22 protein-coding genes are annotated in these 22372 nt (G+C 32.8%); 4 read left to right on the forward strand and 18 right to left on the reverse strand.

Annotation, left to right across the window (positions count from 1 at the left end; all coding sequences use genetic code 11):
- Positions 1 to 29: 29 nt before the first annotated feature.
- From V6246_RS13675 to V6246_RS13690, 4 genes are all read right to left on the reverse strand, one after another.
- Positions 30 to 830 carry a DUF6503 family protein gene (locus V6246_RS13675; RefSeq protein ID WP_341561003.1) on the reverse strand — a complete coding sequence of 267 codons (801 nt, stop codon included), beginning with the start codon at positions 828 to 830 and terminating at the stop codon, positions 30 to 32.
- A 27-nt stretch (positions 831 to 857) separates the two neighbouring features.
- On the reverse strand, positions 858 to 1517 hold the full coding sequence (gene msrA / locus V6246_RS13680; RefSeq protein ID WP_341561004.1) for a peptide-methionine (S)-S-oxide reductase MsrA: 660 nt from the start codon (positions 1515 to 1517) through the stop codon (positions 858 to 860).
- Positions 1518 to 1803: 286 nt separating this feature from the next.
- Positions 1804 to 2583 carry a zinc ribbon domain-containing protein gene (locus V6246_RS13685; RefSeq protein WP_341561005.1) on the reverse strand — a complete coding sequence of 260 codons (780 nt, stop codon included), beginning with the start codon at positions 2581 to 2583 and terminating at the stop codon, positions 1804 to 1806.
- A 3-nt stretch (positions 2584 to 2586) separates the two neighbouring features.
- A complete protein-coding gene (locus V6246_RS13690) occupies positions 2587 to 3681 on the reverse strand; it encodes a Nif3-like dinuclear metal center hexameric protein (protein ID WP_341561006.1) in 1095 nt (364 codons plus the stop codon).
- 47 nt (positions 3682 to 3728) lie between these two features.
- Between V6246_RS13690 and lpxK the strand changes: the two genes are divergently transcribed.
- On the forward strand, positions 3729 to 4733 hold the full coding sequence (lpxK, locus tag V6246_RS13695; protein ID WP_341561007.1) for a tetraacyldisaccharide 4'-kinase: 1005 nt from the start codon (positions 3729 to 3731) through the stop codon (positions 4731 to 4733).
- On the opposite strand, the gene V6246_RS13700 is transcribed toward lpxK, so the two are convergent.
- Genes V6246_RS13700 through V6246_RS13725 form a run of 6 tightly spaced genes read right to left on the reverse strand, consistent with a single transcriptional unit; the run spans position 4730 to position 10803 of the window.
- Positions 4730 to 6964, reverse strand: a complete 2235-nt coding sequence (locus V6246_RS13700; RefSeq protein WP_341561008.1) for an ATP-binding response regulator — start codon at positions 6962 to 6964, stop codon at positions 4730 to 4732. The genes lpxK and V6246_RS13700 overlap by 4 nt on opposite strands.
- Positions 6965 to 6994: 30 nt before the next feature.
- Positions 6995 to 8008, reverse strand: coding sequence for a type I glyceraldehyde-3-phosphate dehydrogenase (gene gap, locus V6246_RS13705; protein WP_341561009.1), 1014 nt, complete (start codon positions 8006 to 8008; stop codon positions 6995 to 6997).
- A 2-nt stretch (positions 8009 to 8010) separates the two neighbouring features.
- Positions 8011 to 8889, reverse strand: coding sequence for a lipoyl synthase (lipA, locus tag V6246_RS13710; RefSeq protein ID WP_042505717.1), 879 nt, complete (start codon positions 8887 to 8889; stop codon positions 8011 to 8013).
- A gap of 55 nt (positions 8890 to 8944) precedes the next feature.
- Complete coding sequence (locus V6246_RS13715) at positions 8945 to 9490, reverse strand: RNA polymerase sigma factor (protein WP_159018332.1); 546 nt, start codon at positions 9488 to 9490, stop codon at positions 8945 to 8947.
- On the reverse strand, positions 9481 to 10593 hold the full coding sequence (locus V6246_RS13720; RefSeq protein WP_341561010.1) for a glycosyltransferase: 1113 nt from the start codon (positions 10591 to 10593) through the stop codon (positions 9481 to 9483). The genes V6246_RS13715 and V6246_RS13720 overlap by 10 nt, the downstream gene beginning before the upstream one ends.
- A gap of 6 nt (positions 10594 to 10599) precedes the next feature.
- The gene (locus V6246_RS13725; protein ID WP_341561011.1) at positions 10600 to 10803 is read right to left on the reverse strand and encodes a membrane or secreted protein; all 204 of its coding nucleotides are present in this window, start codon (positions 10801 to 10803) and stop codon (positions 10600 to 10602) included.
- 222 nt (positions 10804 to 11025) lie between these two features.
- Between V6246_RS13725 and aqpZ the strand changes: the two genes are divergently transcribed.
- Complete coding sequence (gene aqpZ / locus V6246_RS13730; RefSeq protein ID WP_341561012.1) at positions 11026 to 11712, forward strand: aquaporin Z; 687 nt, start codon at positions 11026 to 11028, stop codon at positions 11710 to 11712.
- 128 nt (positions 11713 to 11840) lie between these two features.
- On the opposite strand, the gene V6246_RS13735 is transcribed toward aqpZ, so the two are convergent.
- The 4 genes from V6246_RS13735 to V6246_RS13750 are packed head-to-tail and all read right to left on the reverse strand — an operon-like array spanning position 11841 to position 15435.
- Positions 11841 to 12629, reverse strand: a complete 789-nt coding sequence (locus V6246_RS13735; RefSeq protein ID WP_159018329.1) for an anti-sigma factor — start codon at positions 12627 to 12629, stop codon at positions 11841 to 11843.
- A gap of 12 nt (positions 12630 to 12641) precedes the next feature.
- Positions 12642 to 13172: an RNA polymerase sigma factor gene (locus tag V6246_RS13740; RefSeq protein ID WP_042499790.1), complete on the reverse strand. Its 531-nt coding sequence runs from the start codon at positions 13170 to 13172 to the stop codon at positions 12642 to 12644.
- Between the two features lie 53 nt (positions 13173 to 13225).
- Positions 13226 to 14239, reverse strand: coding sequence for a UDP-N-acetylmuramate dehydrogenase (gene murB, locus V6246_RS13745; protein ID WP_341561013.1), 1014 nt, complete (start codon positions 14237 to 14239; stop codon positions 13226 to 13228).
- 5 nt (positions 14240 to 14244) lie between these two features.
- A complete protein-coding gene (locus V6246_RS13750; protein ID WP_341561014.1) occupies positions 14245 to 15435 on the reverse strand; it encodes a pyridoxal phosphate-dependent aminotransferase in 1191 nt (396 codons plus the stop codon).
- A gap of 221 nt (positions 15436 to 15656) precedes the next feature.
- Between V6246_RS13750 and V6246_RS13755 the strand changes: the two genes are divergently transcribed.
- Positions 15657 to 16886 carry an aspartyl protease family protein gene (locus V6246_RS13755; RefSeq protein WP_341561015.1) on the forward strand — a complete coding sequence of 410 codons (1230 nt, stop codon included), beginning with the start codon at positions 15657 to 15659 and terminating at the stop codon, positions 16884 to 16886.
- A 56-nt stretch (positions 16887 to 16942) separates the two neighbouring features.
- On the opposite strand, the gene V6246_RS13760 is transcribed toward V6246_RS13755, so the two are convergent.
- Positions 16943 to 17359 carry a DUF1573 domain-containing protein gene (locus V6246_RS13760; RefSeq protein WP_042499789.1) on the reverse strand — a complete coding sequence of 139 codons (417 nt, stop codon included), beginning with the start codon at positions 17357 to 17359 and terminating at the stop codon, positions 16943 to 16945.
- A 305-nt stretch (positions 17360 to 17664) separates the two neighbouring features.
- On the opposite strand from V6246_RS13760, the gene V6246_RS13765 reads away from it, so the two are divergent.
- Entirely contained in the window at positions 17665 to 20301 is a 2637-nt protein-coding gene (locus tag V6246_RS13765) for a valine--tRNA ligase (protein ID WP_341561016.1), read from the forward strand.
- 314 nt (positions 20302 to 20615) lie between these two features.
- Here V6246_RS13765 and V6246_RS13770 read toward each other — a convergent pair whose 3' ends face one another.
- The 3 genes from V6246_RS13770 to V6246_RS13780 are packed head-to-tail and all read right to left on the reverse strand — an operon-like array spanning position 20616 to position 22342.
- Positions 20616 to 20882 carry an acyl-CoA-binding protein gene (locus tag V6246_RS13770; RefSeq protein WP_042499786.1) on the reverse strand — a complete coding sequence of 89 codons (267 nt, stop codon included), beginning with the start codon at positions 20880 to 20882 and terminating at the stop codon, positions 20616 to 20618.
- A complete protein-coding gene (locus tag V6246_RS13775) occupies positions 20875 to 21531 on the reverse strand; it encodes a phosphatidylserine decarboxylase family protein (protein WP_341561017.1) in 657 nt (218 codons plus the stop codon). Before V6246_RS13775 ends, V6246_RS13770 begins: the two co-directional genes overlap by 8 nt.
- On the reverse strand, positions 21521 to 22342 hold the full coding sequence (locus V6246_RS13780; RefSeq protein ID WP_042499783.1) for a phosphatidate cytidylyltransferase: 822 nt from the start codon (positions 22340 to 22342) through the stop codon (positions 21521 to 21523). The genes V6246_RS13775 and V6246_RS13780 overlap by 11 nt, the downstream gene beginning before the upstream one ends.
- Positions 22343 to 22372: the final 30 nt, after the last annotated feature.

Genomic DNA, 22372 nt, shown 5'->3' on the forward strand with positions numbered 1-22372 from the left:
AAGTCTGTCTGTTTTTTGATTTTAAAATATTATTTAGTCGATAAATTAATAATATTCTCTGTTTTAATTTTAGATAATTCCTTTAGTTTTTCAGCTTCAAAAAGTTCTGGAAGCTGGTCTAATGGCGTACCTACTTCGGCTTCGTAGTTTGTGTAGTCTTGAAAAGTAATACCATCTACAACCCGTTTGTTGTAAGAAGCTCTAAAACGAACCCCTCCTTTATTTACAGAATAATTATAAGCTAAGTAGTCTATTTTTTTTGTTTCGGTATTTATCCAATAACGATATTGATCGTCAAAATCTTCTCCACCACCTTCTTGATTAAATGTTATGCCTAAAACAGCATAGTTTTTTTCTTTAATCGTTATGTCGCCTATGTACGTTTTATTTACAGAGGCATCATTTAGCTTATGCGGTAATGTGGCAAAGTAAATAACAGAATTTATACCACCAGTTGCTCCTTTAATTTGTTTTTCGTTTAGGCTTACGGTATCTCCATTAACGGTTCTATAAAGTTTACCATTTTTAAGAACATCGATAGTTATGCTGTTGTCCTTTTTTGAAATTTTGGTGTACTCGTAATTTTGGTTATCATTTTTAAAATGATAGGTGTTGTCTCTAAAAACAAAGCTGTAATTAGCTGAATTGTATAGATCACCACCATGAGCTTCTATAGCTTGGTTTAAGATAACTTCTGCTTTTGAAGCCGGTTTTATTTGCGGTGTTGTTTCTTCTTGAGGAGAAGGCTTTACCGCTTCTTTTTTCTTATCGTTACAAGCAAAAAACGTAATACTGCATACTAATGCTAAAAGATAATTATGTACTCTCATTTTATAGTTTTAGGTTTTACTAATAATTTAATGTGAAGCTTTCAATAATTCCTTCGGAAATTTAGATTTAAACTTGTTCAATCTTGGTACAGATACATTTTGAATGTAAGGATGATCTGGATGTAAACGCTCGTAATTTTGGTGATAATCTTCGGCGATCCAAAATTTCTGAAATGGATAAACTTCTGCTGCAATTTTTACATTTAACTTTTCGGCAAGAGCGGCTTTCTTTTTTAGAATAATTTGTTTCTGTGCTTCATTTTGATAAAAAAGAATTGATCGGTATTGAGAACCACGATCGTTTCCTTGACCATTTACTTGAGTTAGGTTTTGGGATGCGAAATAAACATCTACTAAAGTCTCAAAACTTACCACTTCTGGATCGTAAATAATTTCTACGGCTTCAGCATGGCCTGTTTTGCCGGTATTACTTGCTGCATAGGTTGGTTTTGTTGTATGGCCGCCAGAGTAGCCAGAAATAGACTCGTCTACGCCTTTTACGCTTTCGTAAATGGCTTCTACACACCAAAAACATCCACTTGCAAAGTAAGCGCGTGCTTTTCCGTTTTTTATAGGCACTTCAATCGGTTCTGCGTTTTGAACGTCTAGCTGTTGTTTTTTGTTTTGTGCTGTGTTTTGGCAACTAAAAAATAATGTAATTGCTAATATTGGAATAATATGTTTCATGATGTATATTTTTTTCTAAGGCTTTAGACGTATAAAGTTATGAAAACTTAAAGGGAGTTGTATAAAATTATTTTGCTATATAAATTTTACACATGGCTATAGTTGGCATGTTCTATTGTTTTTAGCAAAGTAGCCCGCGATAGGGATTGCAACGGTAGCTTTTGGCGAGGCGTGCATCGAGCCAAAACTTTAGTGTAAAGCCCGGCCTGAAGGGATCGCCAAAAATATGGGCATAAAAAAAAGCCTCTAGATTAACTAAAGGCTTTTTTTATGCGTTGGAAATGGATTAAAGTTTAGAAAACATTTTTTCCATTTTAGCTTTTTGCTCTTCTGCAAGTAAAGCATCTACTAAGATACGTCCACTATGCTCATCGGTAATTACTTTTTTACGCGAAGCAATTTCTACTTGTACTTGTGGTGGAATTGTAAAAAACGATCCTCCAGATGCACCTCTTTCAATTGGCACTACAGCTAAACCATTTTTCACATTTTTGCGAATACGGTTATAAGCAGCAACCAAACGAGCTTCGATTTGTGTTTTGTAATCTTCAGATTTTTGGAACAAAGCTTGTTCTTCTTTTTCTGTTTCACTTAAAATAGCATCAAGTTCATTTTTCTTGTGCTTTAAGTGGTTTTGACGTTCTTTTAAACGCTCTTTAGTTTCAGAAATGACTTGTTTCTTTTGCTCGATTTGCACCTTAAATTCTCTAATGTGCTTTTCTGCCAATTCAATTTCTAATTCTTGAAATTCAACTTCTTTTGTTAAAGAGTTGAATTCACGATTATTTCTAACGTTCTTTTGTTGTTCGCTGTACTTTTTAATCAAAGATTTTGCTTCTTCCATTAAATTTTTCTTTCCAGTGATGTCGTTGTCTATAACTTCTAAACTTGAAACAAGTTTTTCTAATCTTATATTTAATCCGGCAACTTCATCTTCTAAATCACGAACTTCTAAAGGAAGTTCTCCACGAACATTTCTAATCTCGTCTATACGAGAATCTATGAGTTGTAAATCGTATAAAGCTCTTAAGCGGTCTTCAACAGTTACTTCTTTCTTTTTAGCCATACTTTAAAAATACTTAACAGGATTGGTATTTGTCTTTGATAAAATGATGGCAAAATTAGTGATTTTTTTTGTAAGATACGCTACTAAAAGGTTTTTTGTGAACTGCTCACTTTCATAATGACCTATATCGGACAAAAGAATGCTGTTTTCGGACATAAAAAAGTCGTGATATTTTAAATCTGCAGTTACAAAGGCATCAGCACCAGCTGCTTTAGCATTATTAATGGCAAAGCTTCCGGAGCCTCCTAAAACGGCTACTTTTTTAATTTTTTTGTTTAAAAATGCGGAATGGCGGATGGTGCCAGTATTCATTTTTGTTTTTAAATGTTGCAAAAATTCGGTTTCGTCCATGGCTTCTGCAAATTCGCCAACCATACCCATGCCAATATTTTGATTTTTATTCTGTAAAGTCGTTATTTCGTAAGCAACCTCTTCGTAAGAATGTGTTTTAAATAGGGTGTCTATAATTTTAGATTCTAAATGTTTAGCAAAAGTTACCGTGATTTTTGTTTCTTCTTCGGTGTGTGTTTTGCCCTTTTCGCCAATAGTTGGGTTAGCGTTTTCGTTACCATTAAAAGTGCCATAACCTTCTACATTAAAACTACAATGGTTGTAATTGCCAATGGCACCTGCACCTATAGCAAATAAAGCATCACGGAGTTGGTTCGCTTCGTTTTTAGGTACGTAAGTGCTAAGTTTTTTTATGGTTGCACTCTGTGGTATTAAAATGTGTTGGTTTTTAAGTTGTAATTGCTCGCAAATAATATGGTTTACACCTTGTTGCGCATTATCGAGCGCCGTGTGCATGCTGTAAATAGCAATATCATTTTTTATGGCTTTTAAAACCACGCGCTCTACATAATTTTTACCAGTTATTTTTTTTAGACCTTTAAAAATAATAGGATGGAAGCTTACAATAAGGTTGCAGTTTTGCTCTATGGCTTCGTTTACAACAGCTTCTAGCGTGTCTAGTGTTACTAAAACGCCTGTAAGTTTCGAGTTTTTATCTCCAACCAAAAGGCCTACGTTGTCAAAATCTTCAGCATAAGCTAATGGTGCCAATTGCTCTAAGTGATTTATAACGTCTTGAATGATCATATTGAAATAAATTTTACATCAAAGATAAAATAATTACTTTCGTGGTGATGAAAATTTTGAGATACATATTGTTTCCTATTATGCCTTTTTATTATTTGGCAACTTGGTTACGGAATAAATTATTCGATTTAGGGATCAAAAAATCTAAATCTTATAGCACGCCTGTAATTTGTGTTGGTAATTTAAGTGTTGGTGGAACAGGGAAAACACCTATGATTGAGCATTTAATTTCGATGCTTAAAAATGAATATAAAGTAGCGACTTTAAGTCGTGGTTATAAGCGAAAATCTAAGGGTTTTCAGTTAGGAGATAAAAAAGCTTCCGCGGAAACAATTGGTGATGAGCCTTTTCAATTTTATAATAAATTTAAAGAAGATGTTTTGGTTGCTGTAGATGCCGATAGACAAAATGGGATTGAGCAATTAATGAATTTAGCGAATGCGCCTGAAGTAATTTTATTGGATGATGCCTATCAACACCGTAAGGTTAAAGCTGGGTTTAATATATTATTAACCACTTATTCAGATCCATATTTTAAGGATTTCGTTTTGCCAACCGGAAACTTACGTGAACCAAGATCCGGAGCTAACAGAGCGGATATTATTGTTGTAACAAAATGTCCCGATAATTTACAAGAAACGGATAAGATTTTGTTTTTAAAACGCATTCATGCAGATAAAAATCAATATGTGTTTTTTAGTAGTATCGCTTACGCGGAAACGTTACTGTCTGAAGAAAAAATGATGAAGGTTGAAGATTTAACTGCCTTTTGTTTGGTTACAGGAATCGCAAACTCTAAACCATTAACTGATTTTCTTGAAAGTAAAAACTTAGAATTTGAACATTTAAATTTTAATGATCATCATAATTTTACACCTGCAGATATTGCAGAATTGAGTAAAAAAGAATTGATAGTAACTACCGAAAAAGACTTTATGCGCCTTAGAGATTACGAGGTTTTAAAAGGTAAGTTGTTCTATTTACCAATAGCTATTGCTATTGATAGGGAACCGGAATTTAGAGGCGCCATTAATGCTTATTTAAGCGCTTAAGCTGTTGGCGATATGTTTTTCTTAGCAGCTAAAGCATTGTAAAGTTTCTTTTCAAACTCATCTTGCTTAAATGGTTTCGGGATAATATCGGTAAAACCAGCTTCATCAAATTCATGCATTTTATCTTCAATAGTAACCGCTGTAAGCGCAAAAATGGTTAATTCTTTATCAAATATTCTAATACGCTTAGTTGCCTCAATACCACTAATGCCTGGCATGTGGATATCCATTAAAATAATGTTGTAATTATTGGCTTTTATCTTTTCTACGGCATCTTCACCATTGTCGGTAATTTCACATTGAAGATCCATTTTAGTCAAGATTTTCTTGGTAATCATTTGGTTAATTTTGTTGTCTTCAACTACTAATATTTTCACGCTCTTTAAATCTAGTTCATCTCTATTGCCTTCAAAATAATCTGCTTTTGTTTCGGCTGCTTCTTTTATGGCGCTGAATTCAATTGGAATTTCGAAATAAAAGGTTGTTCCTTTCCCTAATTCACTTTTAAGGTAAATTTGTCCTTTTAATATTTCAATTAAACCTTTTACAATCGATAGACCTAAGCCAGTACCACCGTATTTTCTATTAATTTGTATCGAGCCTTGAGAGAAGCTTTCAAACATATGGTCTTGTTTTTCTTGAGTAATTCCAATACCATTATCTTCAATTTCAAAGCGCAGCGTGTAAATTTTATCGACTTGATCTATTTTGTAAACGCGAATCCAAATATCTCCATCTTTTGTAAATTTGATAGAGTTACCAACAAGGTTAATAAGTATTTGCGATATTTTTAGTTGATCGGCAATAAAGTTTTCTGGTAAATCTTTATCGTACTCAAAATGTATATTAACATTATTGTCTTCGGCCGAATTTTTTAAAGCCAATACAATATTGTTTATCTTTTTATTTAGGTTGAATGGTTCTGGTTCTAAATCTACTTTATTAGCTTCTATTTTATTAATTTGAAGTATATCGTTTATAAATGTTAATAGGTAATCTCCCGAAAATTTAAGCGATTTTAAGTGCTGTACTTGTTCTGGTTTTGGGTTTTCTTCTAGTAGCATATTGCTTAAGCCCGTTACAGCATAAAGCGGTGTACGCAACTCGTGAGTTACTGTAGATAAAAAGTTAGCTTTAGTTTTAGAGGCTAACTCTGCTTTTTCTTTAGCAAGAATAAGTTCTCCATTTTTTTTATGAAGCATATTATTCGTTTTTAAACGAATATTATTGTTTTTATAAAGCGATAATGTCAATAACGAAAGAATTGTAATTAAAGCAACACTTAATATTGATATTAAGGTGTTAATACTACTTTCTGCTTCTTTTTTTGCTAGCTTTTTGTTAACCGTTTCTAGCTCTTCACTCATGTTACTTAGTAAAGGCTGGTTTATTTGTTGTTTTGCTAAGTTGTTTTTAAAACCACGGATAGAGTCTGATAATTCTGTATGTAAAACTAAATAATCTCGAGATGTTTTAAAATCTCTGGTAGCATAAGAAATATCACTAAGTACTTTGTATGCTAGATTTTTGCTGTTTATAAAATTATTGGCTTTTGCTATTTTTAGACCTTCTGTACTAGCATCTAAACCGTGTTTGTAATCGTTTAACTTATTGTAAACAATAGCTTGGTTTATTAAAGTTTCACTCTCTGTACTTAAAAGGTCGTTTTTTCTAGATAAAACTAAGGCTTGCTCAAGTGTTGTTCTTGCTTTATTATAGTTTTCTAGAAGCATGTATGTTTTACCTTCTAGAAGTAAAGTTTGTGCAAGTTTGCGTTCTTGTTCAGATTGTTGAAAAAGATTCTTTGCTGAAATAAAATAATCTAAAGCCTGAGTGTAGTCTTCCTTATTAATAAATACTTCACCCAAAATTTTAAAAGATCGCGCCAAATTAGCATCGTCTTTCGACATGCGTTGTATTTCTATAGCTTTGTTAAGTGAAATTATAGCTTTATCGGGTTGCTCTAAAATAAGTTCTAAACGGCCTTTAAAAGAGTAGATAAGTCCTTTACTTTGTTGGTCTTCTGTTTTTTCGGCCAAAACCAAAGCATCATCCAAACTATTTAGAGCATCATAAGTATTATGAGTTTCTAATGCAGACTGAGCTTGTTTTATATAGTGATCTATATTGTTTTGAATAAGTTCAGGGTCGTTCTCTATGGTTTGTTGAGACCAACCTAAAACACTAAACAGCACCATTAGAGCGATTAAAGAGGGTTTTATTTTGAACATAAATATATGATTACCAACAAATATAAATTTTTACTTCGACAAAGTACATCTTTTTACTGATAAATTGCATATTAAGTCTATTATTCTTGAGGAATATCCTGTTTCATTATCATACCAACCAATAATTTTGACCATGTTGCCAATAACCGAAGTCATTTGCGAATCGAAGATACAAGAATGTGTGTTGCCAACAATGTCTATAGACACTATTGGATCTTCCGTATATTCTAGAATACCTTTATAGTTTGCGTTGGCTGCGTCTTTAAAAGCATTATTAATTTCTTCTATAGAAACGGTGCGTTTTACATTAAAGGTAATATCGGTTAAAGAACCGTTTATAACTGGTACACGAATACCGCAACCACCAATTACATTAGCTAATTCAGGAAAAATTTTAGTTAAAGCCTTTGCGGCGCCAGTTGTTGTTGGTACAATAGATTGGCTTGCAGCTCGAGATCTACGTAAATCTCTATGTGGCTGGTCGTGCAAACTTTGGTCGGTAGTGTAGGAGTGCACCGTAGTTATGTAAGCCTGATTAATACCACAAAGTTTATTTATAATATCAATCATCGGTGCTGCATTATTTGTTGTGCAAGACGCATTGGATATTATAGTTTCGGTACCATCAATACTATCGCCATTAACGCCTAGTACTATAGTTTTTATATCATCTTCAACAGGAGGTACACTTAGTATAACGTGTTTTGCTCCGTTTCGTAAATGAAACTCTAATTCCGGAATTGTTTTAAATTTCCCGGTAGATTCAATTACATAATCAACATTAAAGGGCGACCAATCAATAAGTTTTGGGTGGTTTTCATTTAAGAGTGTAACCTTTTCATCATTAACAATAATATGGTTTTCATCAGAAGAAACCGTACCGTTAAACCTACCATGAACACTATCGTATTTTAATAAATGACTTAGTGTTTTTGTGTCGGCTAAATCGTTTATAGCAACAACTTTTATATTTTGATGATCTTGAAGTAACCTAAAAACACGGCGTCCTATTCTTCCAAAGCCATTAATTGCAACGTGAATCATGCTTAATTGATATGTTTTTGAGCTTTATAAGAAGATCTTACAAGTGCGCTACTTTCAACATGACGGAAACCTAATTCTAGTCCAATTTCTTCGTATTCTTTAAATTGATCTGGATTGATAAATTGTTTTACTGGTAAGTGTTTTTTACTTGGTTGTAAATATTGCCCAATAGTAACCACATCAACATCATTCGCTTTAAGGTCGTGTAGGGTTTCAATAACTTCCTCGCGAGTTTCACCTAAACCTAGCATAATACCAGATTTTGTTCTGCGTTGTCCTTGTTGTTTTAAATATTTTAAAACCCCCATGCTACGGTCGTACTTAGCTTGTATACGTACTTCGCGGGTTAAGCGTCTCACTGTTTCTATATTGTGCGATACAACTTCTGGAGCTACATCAATAATTCTATCAATATGTTGCTCTATACCTTGAAAATCTGGTATTAAAGTTTCTAAGGTTGTTTCAGGATTCATTCTACGAACGGCCTTTACGGTTTCGCTCCACATAATGCTTCCCATGTCTTTTAAATCATCACGATCAACACTCGTTAAAACGGCATGTTTAATCTTCATAATCTTGATAGAACGCGATACTTTTTCAGGTTCATCCCAATCTACAGTTTCTGGGCGCCCGGTTTTAACACCGCAAAAGCCACAAGAACGTGTGCAAACATTACCTAAAATCATAAACGTAGCAGTACCTTCTCCCCAACATTCGCCCATATTCGGGCAACTTCCCGAGGTACAAATGGTGTTTAGACTATATTTATCTACTAAACCGCGTAATTCTGTGTATTTTTTTCCGGTTGGAAGCTTTACACGAAGCCATTTTGGTTTAGCTTGACGTTCTGGGAGTATATTTGAAATTGTTTCGCTATTCATATCTTTAAAATGTAGAACGCAAAGATACAAAGTATTCTATAAAAAGTAGCCTTGTTTACTTATCTTGAATAATTTCTGCAAGTAGTTTTTTTGCACGCAAAAGTTTAACTTTTACATTATTCATAGGTTCGTTTAATTGCTTTGAGATTTCTTTATAGCTAAGCTCTTGAAAATAGCGCAGGTTTATAATTTCTTGATAATGGGGTTTTAGTTTTTTAATGTCGCGCAGTAACTTGGCTAAGTGCTGCTCGGTAATTAAAATATCTTCCGGTGAAGGTGACTCGTCTAAAACCTGGAAGGCCTTTTTATCAGTATTAGAAATAACTTGGGTAATGGAATTTTTTTCCTTCCGAAGTAAATCAATGTGTAAATTTTTAGAAATAGTAATCAACCAAGTTTTGAAGGTGTATTTCTCGTCGAAAGTTTCAATTTTATCAAAAGCCCGAGAAAAGGTTTGGATAGTAACATCTTCAGCATCATTTTCATTCTGAATACGTTTTAATTGAAATCCATAAACATCATCCCAATATAGATTTAATAGGAAATTAAAGGCTTTTTGGTCGTTAGACTTTGCTCGTTTTATGGCTTCGTTTATTTCCAAAAATTAGGTTTTGAGATTAAGTTGTTTATAAATATAGCGAATTGAGAAATAATAAGCGAGATTTCGAGTAAAGGAAGCAAAAGTAAAACATCGGCTTCTTTCAGCTTTTTTGATGAAAATCCAAGAACGATATATTGAATAATTATTCGAAGTAAAAATAAGCCAACCGCTATTGGCCAATTATACATGGTGCTCAAAAGCGAAATACCTAGCAACCAAAATAAAACGTTGGAAACATAGAATAAGCCTAGTAATATTTTGTGTTTAGATTTGTATAATTGAGCTGTTGAAACGTGACGCCTTTTCTGCTTGTACCAAGCTTTAAAACTCGATTTAGGTACCGATGTGGTAAAACTATTTGGAGAAAAACTAATAGCTGTGTTTTTTGAATTTGCTACTTGGTTTATAAATAAATCATCATCTCCCGAGCGTACTTTTATATGCTGAATAAAGCCATTAGCATTGAAAAACTCTGTTTTGGCGTAGGCTAGATTTCGACCAACACCCATATATGGCAAGCCTATTTTTGCGAAAGAAAAATATTGAACAGCCGTCATTACAGTTTCAAAACGGATAAGCTTATTTAAAAATGAATATTTTACTTTTGAATAGCCACCATAGCCTAAAACAATAGATTTTTTATTACTGAAGTAAGCACTCATGTCCTTTATCCAATATTTGGAAACAGGTTGGCAATCGGCGTCAGTAAATAATAAATAATCGTGTTTAGAGGCTTTTATGCCTAATGTTAAAGCATATTTTTTATTACCCCAAAAAGCTTCAATATTTTTAACGTTAACAATTTTTATGTTATCGTTTGTTTTTGCAAACTCTTCAATAACATCTAAGGTGTCATCGTGAGAACCATCGTTAATTAAAACAATTTCGAATTCAGGATAATCTTGATTGATTATTGAGGGGATAAATGCTTTTAAATTTTCAGCTTCGTTTTTTGCACAAACAATAACGGAAACCGGAAGTTTTTTAGAAGATGGTTTTTTTTGTTTCAGAAAAGCAAAATTCCCGAAAATAAAAAGATAATAAACCACTTGAATAAAGACTACAGCAATAAATGCGTAGAGTAACGTATCAAGTATAACCATTAAATTTTAAGAATGTTGAGGTTCGCTACAATCGGCATATTGATCTGGCGTTTTTCCGCAAAAACCACAAGCTTCGCCGTCTTTATTAAGCATTGGGTTTTGGCTGGCACATGTTCCAGCAAATTTACCGTCTTTTTTTGCCCATAATTTAATGGCAATTCCAGCAATACCAAGTCCTAACAATACAACAGTTATAAGTAAAAGTTTCATAACAAAATGAGATTTTAATTTTTAAATAAGTCGAAATTAGTTTCATAAAATTACAAAAACACGACACTTTCAACCTTGAAAAATAATAGGTTACAAAGATATGATTTTAACCTTTAAAAAAGGAACTGATAATTGATGAATTGTGACCTATCGGAAAAAATAGTGTCTAAAATGAAAGCACACAGAGTGTTAAGTATTACTAACAAGTTAAAATTATTAATTATGAATAAATTATTTGCGGAGTTTTTTGGAACCTTTTGGCTTGTGTTTGGAGGTTGTGGTAGTGCGGTTTTTGCAGCGGCTTTCCCTGAGTTAGGAATTGGATTTGCTGGTGTTGCTTTAGCTTTTGGTTTAACTGTGTTAACGATGGCTTATGCTGTAGGACATATTTCTGGTGGACATTTTAACCCTGCCGTGTCTATAGGTTTATGGGCTAGCGGAAAGTTTGAAGCCAAGAATTTAATTGGTTATGTAATATCTCAATTAATTGGAGCCGTTACTGCTGCTGGTGCCTTATATTTAATAGTAAGTAATAAAGCCGATTTTGAAACAATTGGTGGTTTTGCCGCTAATGGTTATGGTGATTTATCGCCAGGCGGTTACTCTATAACTGCTGCGTTAGTAACAGAGTTTTTGTTAACTATGTTTTTCCTTTTAATTATTTTAGGGAGTACAAATTATAGAGTTCCTAAAGGTTTTGCTCCAATAGCCATTGGTTTAGGTTTAACCTTAATTCACTTAATAAGTATTCCTATTACAAATACATCTGTTAATCCTGCACGATCTACAAGTCAAGCTTTATTTGCAGGGGCAGAATTTACAGGACAGCTTTGGCTGTTTTGGGTCGCTCCAATTGCTGGTGCTATTGTTGCCGGAATAATCCATAGAGCATTGTTCGAGAAAGAATAAAAAAAAATAAGCCCGATTAGCAATTTGTGTAAAATTGTATAAGACGTTTTATTAATAGCAAGAAAGCCTCATTTATAAATAAATGAGGCTTTTGAATTTAGTTTAGTTACGTGTTGCTAAAAAAGTACTTAATGTAAAGTTATTTCTGCAACAGAGTTTTCAACAGAAGCGACGGTGTTACCACCTTTTGGTTCTATAGTTATATTTAAAGCTAAAGCATTTTCAGCATAAGGTAAATTCATTAATTTACGATCTGTTTCATTTAAAATACCTAAGCTCACCATTTCCCCTTGTAAGTCTGCCCAAATCTGGTAGCATTGCTCTTCGGGTAATTTTGGTAAAGACACCACATCAATCATAGATGTTTTTTCTTTAGGGTTAATGTAGGCTACTGTTTTTAAATCTTTAGCACGTTCGTTACCAGAAATGATATACTTTTCTGTTTCTGGGTTGTTAAGTTTTAAAAGTTGCCTCATTACATTGTCGAGCATCATATTGTTTTTTTCAATATCACCTCTTAGGTCAAATATTTCGTCTACAACCACCTGGTTTTCTTTCGAAAGCTTTAGGTTTTGATTGTAAAACGAGTACGAGGTTCCTGCAAAAACAAAAGCTATAAGACTCGCCGCAATGGTGTACTTGTACCATGCTTTGTATTTCTTTTTTGTATTTAATTTTACTACCGGTTTCTCGTCTAGTTCGTCTAAAATATTATCTAAAATAAATTTAGGCGCTTCTACAGCATTAGTTTTTACAACAATTTCTAAATTATGCTGTAAACTGTTGTAGGCATTCTGTACATCTGGGTATTTTGAAATAAAAGATTCCACTTTTTCTGTTTCCACAGAAGTCGTGTCACCAATTAGATATTTTTCTAATAGGCCAGAATTTAAAAAATTACTTATTTTTTCATTCATGACGTTAATAATTTAAGGATTGTAAATTTTTTTCAATTCTCGTAATCCAATTTTTAATCTCGATTTTATAGTACCTAGCGGAATGTCAAGTTCTTCGCTAGCTTCTTGCTGGGTCATACCTTCAAAAAAGAGGGCATTTATTACAATTTGATACTTTTCTTCTAAAGTGCTTAAATGTTTTTGTATATCTAAAACATCGTCATTTAGTTGGTTCGTAGTTATTTTATATACGCTTGAAGTTTCTATCTGGACTTCTTTGGTTGTTTTATTTTTTAGAGATCTTACTTTATCTATAGCCGTGTTATATGCTATACGATACAGCCATGTAAATAGTTTGGCTTTGCTAGAATCGTACTTTTTAGCGTAGCGCCAAATTTTAACAAAAGTTTCTTGTAGAACATCTTGCGCCGTATCCTCGTCGCTAATAATTTTCTGTATTACGCCGTATAGAGAGTCTGCATAATTCTCATACAATAGCGTAATAGCTTTTTTATCACCACGTTCTAATAAATAAACTATGTCTTTTTCTATAGCTGAAATCAATATAAAGTTGGTTTTATGATATGCAAATATACCAAAGTTAGGATGGTTTTTAATTATAAGATGTTTACTTCGGCTTCAATTGAAATATTAAAAAGCCTTTTTACCGTCTTTTGAATGAGTTTTGAGAGATTAAAAATATCCGAACCTTTTGCTCCTCCATAATTTACTAAAACTAGAGCTTGCTTTTTATGAACGCCATAATTACCAAATTGTTTTCCTTTAAACCCAGTTTTTTCTATAAGCCAACCTGCAGGAACTTTTACTTCATGTTCTGATATTGGATAACTAGGTGCGTTCGGGAAGTTTTTTAGTAATTCGTTAAATTCTAATTTCGAAATTACAGGGTTTTTAAAAAAACTGCCACTGTTCCCAATTTCTTTTGGATCTGGTAATTTGCTTTGGCGTATAGCAATTACGGCTTTAGAAATATCTTGAATAGTTGGATTTTTAATACCGTTATCTTCAAGTTCGTTAGCTATAGTACCATAGTTGATGTTGAGTGCGTGGTTTTTTTTAGAAAGTTTAAAGCACACACTAGTAATAATATATTTTCCTTTATTTTCTTGTTTAAACGTGGAGTTGCGATAACCAAAATTACAATCTTCTTTTGTAAAACTTTCAAATTGAAGACTTTCAAGATGAATAGCTTCACAAGATTCAAAAGTGTCTTTTATTTCAATACCGTAAGCACCAATGTTTTGTATTGGCGTGGTGCCAACATTTCCTGGTATTAATGATAGGTTTTCTAAACCTCCAAAATCGTGTTTTAAACACCAAAGTACAAATTCATGCCAGTTTTCGCCAGCTTGTGCTTTTACAATGGCGTTGTTTTCATCTTCAGAAATTATTTCAATTCCTTTTAAATTAACATGAAGCGCCAAACCATCGTAATCTTTGGTGAGCAATAAGTTGCTTCCTCCACCAAGTATCAGTTTGTTTGGGTGATTGTCTAAGGCTAAAACTGATTTTAAATCGCTAATAGATGATACTGATGTAAAATGTTTTGCAACCGCATCAATACCAAACGTATTATAGGGTTTTAAGGATATGTTGTTAAGTATTTGCACCGGCACTAATCTTTATAAACTTCTAAAGCTTGTTTTAAAATATTCACAGCTTTTATTAAGCTCTCCTTTTTAAGTACGTAAGCAATACGGATTTGGTTTAAACCAACCCCAGGAGTAGAGTAAAAACCAGCAGCAGGAGCTACCATTACAGTTTCTCCGTTTACATCAAATTCTTCTAAAAGCCATTGTGCAAAATGATCGGTGTTTTTTACGGGTAATTCAACGATACAGTAAAAAGCGCCTTGTGGTTTAGCAACCTTAAGACCTTCGATTTTTTGTAATTCGTTAATTAAAGTATTTCTCCTTCCAACATATTCTTCAATAACGTCATCAAAATAACTTTGCGGTGTTTCTAAAGCTGCTTCACTTGCTATTTGTGCATAAGTTGGTGGGCTTAATCTGGCTTGTGCAAACTTTAATACGGTATGCATAACCTCTTTGTTTTTAGAAACTAAAAAGCCAACACGTGCGCCGCACATACTGTATCTTTTAGAAACAGAATCTATTATTATAGCATGTTGGTCTACACCTTTTTCTTGTAAAATTGAATAATGCGTATGGCCATCGTAAACAAATTCTCTGTAAACTTCATCAGCAATTAAATACAAGTCATGCTCTATTGCAATACTTGCAAGTTTATTAATTTCTTCTTTTGAGTATAAGTAACCTGTGGGATTGCCTGGGTTACATATTAAAATAGCTTTTGTTTTCGGTGTAATTAATTTTTCGAAAGCAGCAATTGTAGGTAACGCAAAATTATCGTCTATTTTACAAACTGCAGGCACTACTGTTATACCAGCCGCAATAGAAAAAGCATTGTAGTTTGCGTAAAATGGTTCTGGAATAATAACTTCATCTCCCGGATTCATAACACTACTAAATAAAAACTGTAAAGCCTCACTAGCTCCTGTAGTTACTATAATATCGTCTAGTTTAACATCAATTTGATGCTTGGCATAATAGCTCGTAAGTTTTTCTCTATACGTATCAGAGCCTTGCGATCTAGAATATTCGATAATCTCTAGAGTGTTGTTTTTAACAGCATCTAGAGCAACTTGGGGAGTTTTAATATCCGGTTGTCCAATGTTTAAGTGGTAAATAGTTTTCCCTTTTTTAATAGCAGCTTCTGCAAAAGGAACTAATTTACGGATTGGAGACTGAGGCATTAATAGCCCTTTTTTAGATATTGTTGGCATTATATATGTGTTTACTTGCAAAGTTGCAAAAATAATCCTAGATATTTTTTAAAACAAGGCTTTAATACTGTAGTTATGATAATGTTTACTAAATTGTTAGAGATTAGTTTTTATTCTATATGAAAAAGGCATTTTATGTTATTATTTTATATGTTTTGAGTAGCAATTTTTGCTATTCACAGGATCAATTTATAGTAAATAGTAAGAAGGGTGTCGATAAGGTGAAATTTAAACTCATTAATAACTTAATAATCATTCCTGTTGAAATTAACGGTGTTTCCTTGTCTTTTTTACTCGATACAGGAGTAAGTAAACCGATAGTTTTTAATTTTCTGAATATCTCCGATTCTTTAAAAATTAAAAATGCCCAAAAAATAATGTTAAGAGGTTTAGGAGAAGGTGAAGCTGTTGAAGCTTTGCGATCTAAGAACAATATCTTTAGAATAGGAGAAGCCATTAATATTAATCAAGATTTATATGCTATTCTCGATTCTAATTTAAACTTTAGTCATAAACTCGGGCTGCCCATACATGGCATAATTGGCTACGATTTGTTTAGAGATTTAGTTGTAGAAATTAATTATACTAAGCGCTTTTTAAAGCTTACCAATCAAGAAGATTACCATCGTAAATCTTGTAGAAGTTGCGAGGAGTTAAACTTAGAGTTTTATAAAAATAAACCTTATGTGAATGGTGAGGTCGATATTGATAGTAAACACATTCCGGTAAAAATGCTTATAGATTCTGGTGGTAGTGATGCGCTTTGGTTGTTCGAAAATGAAGCCATTGGTATTAATTCCAATGCTCCATTTTTTCAAGATTTTTTAGGGCATGGATTAAGCGGAAGTGTTTATGGTAAACGCTCTAAGATTAAGGCATTTCATTTAAATAAATTTACAATTAAAAATCCTAATGTAGCATTTCCGGATACCACATCAATAGGGCATGCATTAGATCATAAAGAGCGGCATGGTAGTGTTTCTGGTAATATTTTAAAACGCTTTAATATCGTTTTTAATTATAGAAAAGGAAAAGTAAGGCTTAAAAAAAACAGATTCTTCAATCAGGCTTTCCGGTATAATAAAAGCGGGATAGAATTGGCGCATAATGGCGTGCGCTTGGTAAGAGATGATACGGGTTTTATTTCACCAAAAACTAAAAGTAATGAGGTAGAAAATAATACCAAAATTGTTTACAGCCCGAGTTATAAACTTCGGTTAAAGCCGGCTTACGTTATTTTAGAGTTGCGAGTAGATTCGCCTGCGTATAGAGCAGGATTACAAATAGGTGATACTATTTTAAGTGTAAACAATAAACCTGCGCATCAATTCACTTTACAAGGTTTAATGGAGTTGTTTTACGGCGATCACAATAAGCGTATTAAGTTAAAAGTTGAAAGGGGAGATGCTGTTTTAAGTTATAGTTTTAAACTGGTAGATATGTTAAAATAAAAAAGGCTTAAAATCTTCAGATTTTAAGCCTTTTTCTAAATTATTGTAGATAAAGTTTATTGTTCAACAATATTTTTATCTTTTTTCTGTAAAACACCGTCTGTAACTTCATTTACAACTAAGCCTTTAATTTTTAAAGCTACTGTTGGAGTTTCAGCATTAGATATAACAGTAATAGTTTTTCTAATTGGGTTAACACGGTTCGTGTCATATTTCACCTCAATAACACCTGTTTTTCCTGGCATAATTGGAGCATCTGGTTTTTTAGGAATAGTACAACCACAACTAGATGATACTTTAGATACAATTAATGGTTCGTTTCCTGTGTTAGTAAACTCGAATTCACGAACACCGTTCGATCCTTTTTCGATAGTACCGTAATCGATTGTATCGGTTTTAAACTCTATTTTAGCCTGTGCATTTACCGAGAAACTTACTAGTCCGATAAATAAAATTGTAATAATTTGTTTCATGATTTTGATATTTAATATTCTATAGGTTACAATTGTTATCCTAAATTGTAGGAAAATTTATTGTTAATAATTTTAAAATCAAGTCAAACATACTCACTTTTTCCATCATCTGCAAAAATAATGGATGTATTACATGTTTATTAACATATTTAACTTGTTTCGAAGTACGGACACCTTTTTATCGAATTCATTTAAAAATGAAAAAGCGTATTGGTTTTAAATGTTTTTCAATACCGCTTATTGCTTTCACAGAAAAAGAAATATAAGTACTTTTGCAATATAATATTCAAAAACTATTCCAAAGTATGCAAATTCCATCAAAATATGATGCAAGTCAGGTAGAAAGTAAGTGGTACGATTACTGGATGAAAAATAATTATTTTCATTCTACACCAGATCACAGAGAACCTTACACCATTGTAATTCCGCCACCAAACGTTACTGGCGTCTTGCACATGGGGCATATGTTAAACAATACTATTCAAGATGTTTTAATACGTCGTGCTCGTTTATTGGGTAAAAATGCGTGTTGGGTTCCTGGAACCGACCATGCATCTATTGCTACAGAAGCCAAAGTTGTTGCTAAATTAAAGGAGCAAGGTATTGATAAAAACGATTTAACAAGAGAAGAGTTTTTAGAACACGCTTGGGAATGGACACACGAATATGGCGGAGTAATTTTAGAGCAGTTAAAAAAACTGGGTTGTTCTTGCGATTGGGATAGAACAAAATTTACTATGGACGACGATATGTCGGAAGCAGTAATAAAAGTTTTTATTGATTTACATGAAAAAGGACTTATCTATCGTGGTTACCGCATGGTAAACTGGGATCCTGAGGCTAAAACAACGTTGTCTGATGAAGAGGTTATTCATGAAGAGCGCCAAGGAAATTTATATTATATCAATTATAAAATAGAAGGTAGTGACGATGTTTTAACCATTGCAACTACAAGACCAGAAACTATTTTTGGAGATTCAGCAATTTGTATTAATCCTAACGATGAGCGTTTTGTTCACTTACGTGGAAAAAAAGCAATCGTTCCAATTAGCGGAAGAGTCATTCCTATTATTGAAGACGAGTATGTTGATCTAGAATTTGGTACAGGTTGTTTAAAAGTAACGCCTGCACACGATGAAAATGATAAGGTTTTAGGAGATAAGCACAACTTAGAAGTTATTGATATCTTTAATGAAGATGCTTCTTTAAATAGTTTTGGTTTACAATTTGAAGGTCAAGATCGTTTTGTAGCAAGAAAATCGGTTTCAAAAGAATTGGAAGCTTTAGGTGTTTTAGTAAAAACAGAAACGCACATTAATAAGGTTGGAACTTCTGAAAGAACAAAAGCCGTAATAGAACCACGTTTAAGCGATCAATGGTTTCTTAAAATGGAAGAATTAGTAAAACCTGCCATTGAAGCTGTTTTAGGTGAAAATGCTGAGGTGAAATTATTTCCAAAGAAATTTGAAAATACATACCGCCACTGGATGGAAAATATTCGCGATTGGAATATTTCTCGTCAGTTACTTTGGGGACAACAAATTCCTGCTTATTTCTATGGAGATGGAAAAGAAGATTTTGTAGTTGCAGAAAATATAGAGTCTGCACTAGAAAAAGCTCAAAAAGTAACAGGTAATGCTACTTTAACAACAGCAGATTTACGTCAAGATACCGATGCATTAGATACTTGGTTTTCATCTTGGTTATGGCCAATGTCTGTGTTCGATGGTATTAGAAATCCAGAAAACGAAGAAATAAAATATTATTACCCAACCAACGATTTGGTTACTGGTCCAGATATTTTATTCTTTTGGGTAGCTAGAATGATTATTGCTGGTTACGAGTATAAAGATGAAAAACCATTTAATAACGTATACTTAACAGGTTTAGTTCGTGATAAGCAACGCCGAAAAATGAGTAAAAGTTTAGGGAACTCTCCTGATGCTTTAAAACTTATTGAGGAATACAGTGCCGATGGTGTCCGTGTTGGACTTTTATTGAGTTCAGCAGCCGGAAACGATTTAATGTTTGATGAAACACTTTGCCAACAAGGTAAAGGTTTTGGAAATAAAATTTGGAATGCTTTCAACTTAACTAACCTTTGGGAGGTAAGTGATAGTATTGAGCAGCCAAATTCTAGTAAAATAGCATTAGAATGGTACGAAGCTAAATTTCATGCCGCTTTAGTAGAAATCGAAGATCACTTTAGTAAATACCGTTTAAGCGATGCTTTAATGGCTATTTATAAATTAATTTACGATGATTTCTGTGGATGGTTGTTAGAGATTGTAAAACCAGCATACCAACAACCTATTGATGCGGTTACTTATAATAAAGTAATGTCTGCTTTCGAAGATAATTTAAAAATATTACACCCATTTATGCCTTTCTTAACGGAGGATATCTGGCAGTATATTTCTGAAAGAGCTCCAGAAGAAGCCTTGATTGTTGCAAAATGGCCGGAAGCTAAACCTATCAATAAGGAGTTGATTGCTCAGTTTGAATTTGCTTCAGAGGTTATTTCTGGAATTCGTACTATTAGAAAAGAAAAAAATATAGCCTTTAAAGATGCTATTAGTTTTTCTGTAATTAATAATGAAAATTCAGATACTATATTTGATGAGGTTATTGCCAAACTTGGTAATTTAGAGACTTTGGAGTATGTAAAAGAGCCAGTGGAAGGTGCATTAACGTTTAGAGTAAAATCTAACGAATATTTTATTCCAATGGATGGTGCTATTGATGTTGAAGCTGAAATTAAAAAACTTACTGAAGAGTTAAGCTATACTGAAGGTTTTCTTAAATCTGTGCAGAAAAAGCTTTCTAACGAACGTTTTGTAGCTGGTGCTCCAGAACAAGTTGTTGCTTCTGAGAAGAAAAAAGAAGCTGATGCTTTAGCTAAAATTGAAACTTTAAAAGCGAGTTTAGCAAGTTTGGTTTAAACGAACTAAAACTATAAATTATAAAAAAAGGATATTTTGATTAATTCAAAATATCCTTTTTTGTTTTATAAATAAAGAGTTTAAGCGTCTGTTTTGAAAAACGTGATAACTTAATAAGTGTTTAGTGCTACGGCTTAAAATGTATTCGAGAAGTGTTGGTTTAAGAAGTTTTAAAAGGAAAAGAAACCCATTTTAGCTGTATTAGCTAATGAGTTTATTAGTGAAGCGTTTTTCAATTTATTCCTAAATGAAGTTGCTTCAGTTTAAAATGTTTAATTAGGATGTATTCCGAAGAAAAACGGAAATTAATAATACTACTCGCGATATAAAAAGTAATTATCTACAAGTTCAATATAAGTTTCCATAGCTTCACTTTCACTAATATTCTTTACCTGAAATAAAGCATTTGTTTTAAAAGCGTTGATAATAGGCTTCTTACTTTTAGGGCGACTATAGTCGTTTGTTGCTTTTTTGTAGTAGGCGTATAGCTTTAAAAGCGTATCCGCAGGAAATGGCTCTGTATGCGCATTTACCCGGTTTACGGCATCTTCAAACTGTATTTCTAATTCTTTACTAATCATTAACTTCTGCAATAATACTTTCGCCTCCGCGAACTTTTTGATTAAGTTCTACTTTGATTTTAGTGTCTAAAGGTAAGAATAAATCAACTCTTGAACCAAATTTAATAAAACCAGAGTCAGCACCTTGCGTCGCTTTATCATCTACTTTAGCGTAGTTTACAATACGTTTTGCTAATGCTCCAGCAATTTGTCTGTATAATACTTTACCGTAAGTTTCGTTTTCAACAACTACCGTTGTACGTTCGTTTTCTTCACTAGCTTTAGGGTGCCATGCTACCAAAAATTTACCAGGATGATATTTACTAAAAATAACATTTCCAGCAATAGGATAACGCGTAACATGCACATTTATTGGAGACATAAATACACTAACTTGTAAACGTTTTTCTTTAAAGAATTCTTTTTCAAAAACTTCTTCAATAACTACAACTTTACCATCTACAGGAGATACTACAGTTTTATTATTTGCAGCTGTTAAGCGTTTTGGGTTTCTAAAAAATTGTAGAATTATAATTAGAAAAGCCAATACAGTTAGCATTAGCAAAATTCTAAGCCATGATATGTTTATAAAACTATCAATTAATAAAAACATGGCCACGACTAAAACAAGCGTGATAACTATAATTTTATTTCCTTCTTTATGAAACATAGTGCAAAATTCTTAAAAACAAATATATAAATGGTGCTGCAAATATAATACTATCTAATCGATCTAATAGACCTCCATGGCCAGGCATTATAGTTCCGCTGTCTTTCACTTGGGCTTGGCGCTTAAATTTAGACTCAATTAAATCGCCTAAAGTGCCTGTTACGCTTACTATTATGCTTAAAATAAGCCAGTATGTAGAGTTTAATGTATTTGTACAACTAGCTATAAAAAAACTTGCTATACACGCAAAAAATAGACCGCCTAAAAAGCCTTCTACGGTTTTTTTAGGTGAAATTTTTTCAAAAAGCTTCTGTTTTCCAAAGTTTTTACCAACTAAATAAGCAAAGGTATCGTTTACCCAAACTAGAATTAAAGAGCCTAATAAAATATTTGGATTGTAGATTTTAAAGTAATGGGCAATTAGAAATAAGAAAGAAAAACCACTTGTAATGTAGAATGTGGTAAGTAAATAACGCTTAGAACTAAAAAGCGGAATTGTTTTTCTTGAAAATAAATCTCTAATTAAAAATAGTAGAACAAAAATAGTAAGTACAATAAATATTCTAATAAACTCATTAGCCGCTATATGTTCAACTTTAAAATGTTTTACATAAGCTATGAAGCCGTAAATTAAAATGAATATGAAATAAGGAATTTTGCTTTTAAACTGAATCAATTTCAAGAATTCATTCATGCTAATTAAGCCGAAAACAAATAAAAGTACCGTTATAGATTGCTCAAACCATAAGCATGTAATAAGTAATACAACGTAAAGCAGGCCTGAGAGTGATCGGGTAATGGTTTCTTTCATGTGCTTTTAATTATGGTTTTTTATAAAGAC

Source organism: Algibacter sp. TI.3.09 (assembly GCF_038154905.1).
Lineage (GTDB): Bacteria > Bacteroidota > Bacteroidia > Flavobacteriales > Flavobacteriaceae > Algibacter.

Excerpts from the sequence above, each read along its gene's own strand:
- V6246_RS13735 (WP_159018329.1), bottom strand. The coding sequence starts at position 12,629 with ATGAATGAAAAAATAAGTAATTTTTTAAATTCTGGCCTATTAGAAAAA.
- V6246_RS13770 (WP_042499786.1), bottom strand. The coding sequence starts at position 20,882 with ATGATTAGTAAAGAATTAGAAATACAGTTTGAAGATGCCGTAAACCGG.
- V6246_RS13775 (WP_341561017.1), bottom strand. The coding sequence starts at position 21,531 with ATGTTTCATAAAGAAGGAAATAAAATTATAGTTATCACGCTTGTTTTA.
- V6246_RS13725 (WP_341561011.1), bottom strand. The coding sequence starts at position 10,803 with ATGAAACTTTTACTTATAACTGTTGTATTGTTAGGACTTGGTATTGCT.
- msrA (WP_341561004.1), bottom strand. The coding sequence starts at position 1,517 with ATGAAACATATTATTCCAATATTAGCAATTACATTATTTTTTAGTTGC.
- V6246_RS13765 (WP_341561016.1), top strand. The coding sequence starts at position 17,665 with ATGCAAATTCCATCAAAATATGATGCAAGTCAGGTAGAAAGTAAGTGG.
- V6246_RS13780 (WP_042499783.1), bottom strand. The coding sequence starts at position 22,342 with ATGAAAGAAACCATTACCCGATCACTCTCAGGCCTGCTTTACGTTGTA.
- V6246_RS13720 (WP_341561010.1), bottom strand. The coding sequence starts at position 10,593 with ATGGTTATACTTGATACGTTACTCTACGCATTTATTGCTGTAGTCTTT.
- V6246_RS13750 (WP_341561014.1), bottom strand. The coding sequence starts at position 15,435 with ATGCCAACAATATCTAAAAAAGGGCTATTAATGCCTCAGTCTCCAATC.
- gap (WP_341561009.1), bottom strand. The coding sequence starts at position 8,008 with ATGATTCACGTTGCAATTAATGGCTTTGGAAGAATAGGACGCCGTGTT.
- V6246_RS13760 (WP_042499789.1), bottom strand. The coding sequence starts at position 17,359 with ATGAAACAAATTATTACAATTTTATTTATCGGACTAGTAAGTTTCTCG.
- lipA (WP_042505717.1), bottom strand. The coding sequence starts at position 8,889 with ATGAATAGCGAAACAATTTCAAATATACTCCCAGAACGTCAAGCTAAA.
- V6246_RS13685 (WP_341561005.1), bottom strand. The coding sequence starts at position 2,583 with ATGGCTAAAAAGAAAGAAGTAACTGTTGAAGACCGCTTAAGAGCTTTA.
- V6246_RS13700 (WP_341561008.1), bottom strand. The coding sequence starts at position 6,964 with ATGTTCAAAATAAAACCCTCTTTAATCGCTCTAATGGTGCTGTTTAGT.
- V6246_RS13675 (WP_341561003.1), bottom strand. The coding sequence starts at position 830 with ATGAGAGTACATAATTATCTTTTAGCATTAGTATGCAGTATTACGTTT.
- aqpZ (WP_341561012.1), top strand. The coding sequence starts at position 11,026 with ATGAATAAATTATTTGCGGAGTTTTTTGGAACCTTTTGGCTTGTGTTT.
- lpxK (WP_341561007.1), top strand. The coding sequence starts at position 3,729 with ATGAAAATTTTGAGATACATATTGTTTCCTATTATGCCTTTTTATTAT.
- V6246_RS13690 (WP_341561006.1), bottom strand. The coding sequence starts at position 3,681 with ATGATCATTCAAGACGTTATAAATCACTTAGAGCAATTGGCACCATTA.